The following is a 504-nucleotide window of genomic DNA, read 5'->3' on the forward strand; positions in this document are numbered from 1 at the left end:
GATGTATATTTATCCTTTTGAAATAGATGTTCTTTGATTTTCTTATATTCAGTTATATCCTTGAAAAACAAAAGAATATTTAATCTATTTTCAAAATTAAATTTTGTAGTTGTTATGTAAAAATATTTACCATCATACTCCTCTTCTAAATAATCAGGCAAATTTTTAGTGTCAAAATTATGAATAAAATTAAAATTAATTATTTCTTTTGCCTTCTTGCCTATTAGCTCTCTTGGATGCTTATTAAAAACAGAAGAAAAAGGTTTATTACAACTGACTATAATCCCTTCTTCGTCTATAATTAAAGCCAGCTCAGGGAGGTTATCAAAGACTGTTAACCAGAATTTTTGCCCCCGTTCAATTATTTTAATTAATTCACCTTTACCTTTTACCACCCTAATACTTTTTATAATCCTAAAATTAAGGTTTGTCAAAGGTTGATCAAAAAATTCTTTCTCAGGGATTATCTCAACGACATTCTTTGAATCAATCAAACTAATTCTT

1 protein-coding gene is annotated in these 504 nt (G+C 26.8%); it reads right to left on the reverse strand.

All coding sequences use genetic code 11. The features are described 5' to 3' along the window. Positions 1-504 (reverse strand): PAS domain S-box protein (locus N3D74_06775; protein MCX8095866.1); only part of this gene is annotated, 504 nt, incomplete at both ends.

This window comes from Caldisericia bacterium, from assembly GCA_026414995.1.
Classification (GTDB): domain Bacteria; phylum Caldisericota; class Caldisericia; order B22-G15; family B22-G15; genus JAAYUH01.